The organism is Mycobacterium sp. E1715 (genome assembly GCF_001667625.1).
In the GTDB taxonomy this organism is placed as follows: Bacteria; Actinomycetota; Actinomycetes; order Mycobacteriales; family Mycobacteriaceae; genus Mycobacterium.
Map to the genome: position 1 here is coordinate 1 of NZ_LZJJ01000484.1, position 4,840 is coordinate 4,840.

The window sequence follows — 4,840 nt, forward strand, 5'->3', positions numbered from 1 at the left end:
CGTCGGGGTCTGGGTCGGCGTGGGATCGCGGGACGAGGGTGCCACCGTGGCGGGAGCGGCGCACTTCCTCGAGCACCTGCTGTTCAAATCGACGCCCACCCGCAGCGCCGTGGACATCGCGCAGGCGATGGACGCCGTCGGCGGGGAGCTGAACGCGTTCACCGCCAAGGAGCACACCTGCTACTACGCGCACGTGCTGGACAGCGACCTGGAACTGGCGGTCGACCTGGTCGCCGACGTGGTGCTCAACGGTCGCTGCGCCGCCGAGGACGTCGAGCTGGAACGTGACGTGGTGCTCGAGGAGATCGCCATGCGCGACGACGACCCCGAGGACGCGCTGGGCGACATGTTCCTGGGCGCGATGTTCGGTGACCATCCGGTGGGCCGGCCGGTGATCGGCACCGCGCGCTCCGTGTCGTCGATGACCCGGGCCCAGCTGCACTCCTTTCACGTCCGGCGCTACACGCCGGAGCGCATGGTGGTCGCGGTGGCCGGCAACGTCGACCACGACGAGGTGGTCGCGCTGGTGCGCGAGCACTTCGGGCCGCACCTGGTCCGCGGGCGCCGGCCGATAGCCCCGCGCAAGGGCGCCGGGCGGGTGACCGGACGGCCCGGCCTGATGCTGGGCAACCGGGACGCCGAGCAGACGCACGTGTCGCTGGGCGTGCGCACCCCCGGGCGTGGCTGGCGGCACCGCTGGGCGCTGTCCGTGCTGCACAGCGCGCTGGGCGGCGGCCTGAGTTCCCGCCTGTTCCAAGAGGTTCGGGAGTTGCGGGGGCTGGCCTATTCGGTCTATTCCACGGTCGACATCTTCGCCGACAGCGGCGCGCTTTCCGTCTACGCCGCCTGCCAGCCCGAGCGGTTCGCCGAGGTGATGCAGGTGACCAACGAGGTTCTCGAGTCGGTGGCCCGCGACGGCATCACCGAAGCGGAGTGCCGCATCGCCAAGGGGTCGCTGCGGGGCGGGCTCGTCCTCGGTCTGGAGGATTCCAGTTCCCGGATGAGCCGGCTGGGCCGCAACGAACTGAACTACGGCGAGCACCGCAGCATCGAGCACACCCTGCGGCAGATCGACCAAGTGACCGTCGAGGAGGTCAACGCGGTGGCCCACCGGCTGCTGAGCCAGCCGTACGGCGCCGCGGTCCTGGGCCCGTATGCCTCCAAACGGTCACTGCCCCAACAACTTCGGGCGATGGTATCTTAACCCGCATGTTCGCCTCCTCACTCGCGCCGTGCCGGCGCTCGCCGTCAGCGAATTAGCCCCGTGGTACTGGGCTTTTGGGACATCATGGTGCCCATCGTGGGCGCGCCGATGGCCGGCGGACCGGGCACGCCCGAGCTGGCCGCGGCGGTGTCCAACGCGGGCGGGCTCGGGTTCGTCCCCGGTGGTCACCGCAGCGCGGACCGGTTCGCCGAGGACATCGCCGCCGCGCGCGCGGCGACCACCGGCCCGCTGGGCGTCAACCTGTTCGTGCCCCAACCAAGCGTCGCCGACTGGATGGCGCTGGACTACTACGCCGAAGAACTCGAGGAGATCGCCGACTACTACCAAGTCGAGGTCGGCCACCCGCACTACGGCGACGACGACGACTGGGAGCGCAAGCTCGAGGTGGTGGCCGACGTGCGGCCCGAGCTGGTGTCCTTCACCTTCGGGGTGCCGCCGCCCGACGTCATCCGGCGGCTCGGGGCGCTCGGCCTGCTGGTGATGGTCACGGTGACCTCGCCGTACGAGGCCGGCGTGGCCGTCGCCGCCGGTGCGGACAGCCTGATCGTCCAGGGTCCGGACGCGGGCGGGCACCGGGGCACCTTCGCGCCCGACATGGAGCCCGGCAACGAATCGCTGCACCACCTGATCGACCGCATCCGCCACGCCCATGACGTCCCGATCATCGCGGCGGGCGGCCTGGGCAACGCCCGGGACGTCGCCGCGGTGCTGCACCGCGGCGCGGTGGCCGTGCAGGTGGGCACCGCGCTGCTGCTCAGCGACGAGGCGGGCACCAGCACCGCGCACCGCACCGCTCTGAAAAACCCGGTTTTCGGCACGACGGTGGTGACCCGCGCCTTCTCGGGCCGCTACGCGCGGGGCCTGGAGAACAACTTCACCCGCCTGCTCGACAACGTGGCGCCGCTGGGCTACCCGGAGGTGAACCAGATGACCTCGCCGATCCGGGAGGCCGCGGCCGCCATGGAGGACCCGAACGGTATACCGCTGTGGGCCGGAACGTCGTTCAAGGAGGCCCAGCCCGGGCCGGCGGCCGACATCATCGCCAGCCTGGTGGAGTCCGACTAGGCCAGCAGGCTCGCCGGATCGGTGAACGGCAGACCGAGGTCGGCGGCCACCCGCTCGGACAACAGCGCCCCGCCGTGCGTCGAAAGGCCTTTGCCCAGAGCGGGATCCGACCGGCAAGCCGCCTGCCAGCCGCGGTCGGCCAGCGCCAGCACGTACGGCATCGTCGCGTTGGTCAGCGCCACGGTTGACGTCTTGGGTACCGCGCTGGGCATGTTCGCCACGCAGTAGAACTGGGTTTCGTGCACGGCGAACGTCGGGTCATCGTGGGTGGTCGGCCGGGAATCGGCGAAGCAGCCGCCCTGATCGATCGAGATGTCGACCAGCACGGCACCCGGTTTCATCTGCGCCACAAGTGAATTCGAGATCAGCTTGGGCGCCTTGCCGCCGGGTAGCAGGACCGCCCCGATCAACAGGTCCGCGCGCGTGACGGTGCCCTCCAGCTCGTAGGCGGACGAGTAGCGCGTGCGGACCTGTCCGCCGAACTCCGCGTCGAGGAGTCGGAGCTTGCCGATGTTGACGTCGAGCACCGTCACGCTCGCGCCCATGCCGTTGGCGACCCGAGCGGCGTTGTAGCCGGCCGTACCGGCGCCGATCACCACCACGTCCGCGGGTTTGACGCCCGGGACCCCGCCCATCAGCACCCCGCGCCCGCCGTGGGAGCGCATCAGATGGTAGGCGCCGGCCTGCGCCGAGAGTCGGCCGGCGACCTCACTCATCGGAGCCAGCAACGGGAGGGCGCCATCGGACGTCTGCACGGTCTCATAGGCGATCGATGTTGTGCCGGAAGACAATAGCGCCTCGGTGCAGTCGCGGGAGGCGGCCAGGTGCAGGTAGGTGAACAGCACCTGCCGCGCGCGCAGCAGCCCGTATTCGGACGCGATCGGTTCCTTCACCTTGAGCAGCAGATCGGCTTCGGCCCACACCTGTTCGGCAGAGCCGGCCAACTGGGCGCCCGCGGCCTTGAACTCCTCGTCGGGGATCGACGATCCCTCCCCGGCGCCCGCCTGGACGAGCACCTCGTGGCCGCGGCGGCTCAGTTCGGCGACGCCGGCGGGCGTGATCGCCACCCGGAATTCGTTGGCCTTGGTCTCGGTCGGTACGCCGACTCGCATGAATTACCCCTTGCTTTGGTTCGCCCTCAAGTGTGGAGAAAGTTCGGATGCGCCGCAATCGACGTGGAGCGGTCCGCACCGTGGCTATGATCGGCGCATGACTGACCCCTGCGTGACGGAAACCGTGCAGGTCAACGCCCGCCCGGACGTCGTGTACCGGCTCATCACCGACCTGCCCACCCTGGCCTCGTTCGCCGAGGAAGCCGAGGCGATGGAATGGCGCAAGGGGAACGCGGCGCGCCCCGGGGCGGTGTTCACCGGGCACAACGCAAGCGCCAAACGGCGCTGGAGCACCAAGTGCACGGTCACCGACGCGGAACCGGGCCGGCTGTTCGCGTTCGACGTGCGGCACTCCATGCTGCCGATCGCGCGCTGGCAGTACGACATCGAGGCGGCCGACGGTGGTTGCCGGGTCACCGAGAGCACCTGGGACCGCAGACCCGGCTGGTTCCGCACGATCGCGGGAAAGGCCACCGGTGTTCCAGATCGCGTGGCCGCCAACGCCGAACACATCCGGCTCACCCTGCAGCGCCTCAAGCAGCGCGCCGAGTCGGAGTAGCCGTGACCCCGCGACGCGAGCCCTCCGTAGCCGTCGTCGGAGCGGGTATGTCGGGGCTGTGCGTCGCAATCGCGTTGCTGCGCAGCGGCATAACCGATGTCACGATCTACGAGAAGGCCGACGAGGTCGGTGGCACCTGGCGGGAGAACACCTACCCCGGCCTGGTCTGCGACATCCCGTCGCGGGTCTACCAGTACACGTTCGCCCAGAACCCGAACTGGTCGCACCTGTTCTCGCCCGGCGGCGAGATCCAGGCCTACCTCCGCGATGTCGCCGACCGGTTCGGACTGCGCGATCGCATCCGGTTCGGCACCGAAATCTCCCACGCCCGCTTCGAGGACGGCCGGTGGCGGTTGCGCGCGGCCGCCGGCGAGGAGTCGACCGTCGACTTCTTGATCTGCGCCACCGGTGTACTGCATCACCCGCGCCTGCCGTCGATCCCCGGCCTGGACGACTTCGGCGGGCGCGCCTTTCACTCCGCGCGCTGGGATCACGCCGTCGACGTGCGCGGCCGCCGGATCGCGATCGTGGGCAACGGCTCGACTGGGGTTCAGCTGGTCTGCGGCCTGGCCGGTGTCGCGGACCGCGTCATGCTCTTCCAGCGCACCGCGCAGTGGGTGCTTCGCCTGCCCAACCCCCGCTACAGCCGGCTCACCAGCATCACCCACAACCGGTTCGGCTGGCTCGACCGGCTGGCCTACCGGTGCTACAGCTTCGGCTACGACACCTTCGCCGCCGGGCTCACCAAGCCGGGACTGCGCCGAAAGATCATGGGGGCGCTGTGCCGCGCCAGCCTGCGAGAGGTCCGCGACCCCGAGCTGCGCAGGGCCCTGACCCCGGACTACACGCCGATGTGCAAACGGCTGGTCATGTCCAACG

Annotated in this window: 5 protein-coding genes; 4 read left to right on the top strand and 1 reads right to left on the bottom strand. The window is 70.1% G+C overall.

What is annotated here, in order from left to right:
* Both A9X03_RS24085 and A9X03_RS24090 read left to right on the top strand, forming a co-directional pair.
* The coding region (locus A9X03_RS24085; RefSeq protein ID WP_068263349.1) for a pitrilysin family protein at positions 1-1,204 on the top strand (1,204 nt) is incomplete at its 5' end.
* A 60-nt stretch (positions 1,205-1,264) separates the two neighbouring features.
* Complete coding sequence (locus tag A9X03_RS24090; RefSeq protein WP_067750908.1) at positions 1,265-2,290, top strand: nitronate monooxygenase; 1,026 nt, start codon at positions 1,265-1,267, stop codon at positions 2,288-2,290.
* On the opposite strand, the gene ald is transcribed toward A9X03_RS24090, so the two are convergent.
* Entirely contained in the window at positions 2,287-3,402 is a 1,116-nt protein-coding gene (gene ald, locus A9X03_RS24095) for an alanine dehydrogenase (RefSeq protein ID WP_067780280.1), read from the bottom strand. The two genes, A9X03_RS24090 and ald, sit on opposite strands and share 4 nt — an antisense overlap.
* Positions 3,403-3,499: 97 nt before the next feature.
* Between ald and A9X03_RS24100 the strand changes: the two genes are divergently transcribed.
* Both A9X03_RS24100 and A9X03_RS24105 read left to right on the top strand, forming a co-directional pair.
* Positions 3,500-3,961, top strand: coding sequence for an SRPBCC family protein (locus tag A9X03_RS24100; RefSeq protein ID WP_067750898.1), 462 nt, complete (start codon positions 3,500-3,502; stop codon positions 3,959-3,961).
* Positions 3,962-4,008: 47 nt separating this feature from the next.
* On the top strand, positions 4,009-4,840 hold an 832-nt coding region (locus A9X03_RS24105), incomplete at its 3' end, for an NAD(P)/FAD-dependent oxidoreductase (protein ID WP_197696138.1).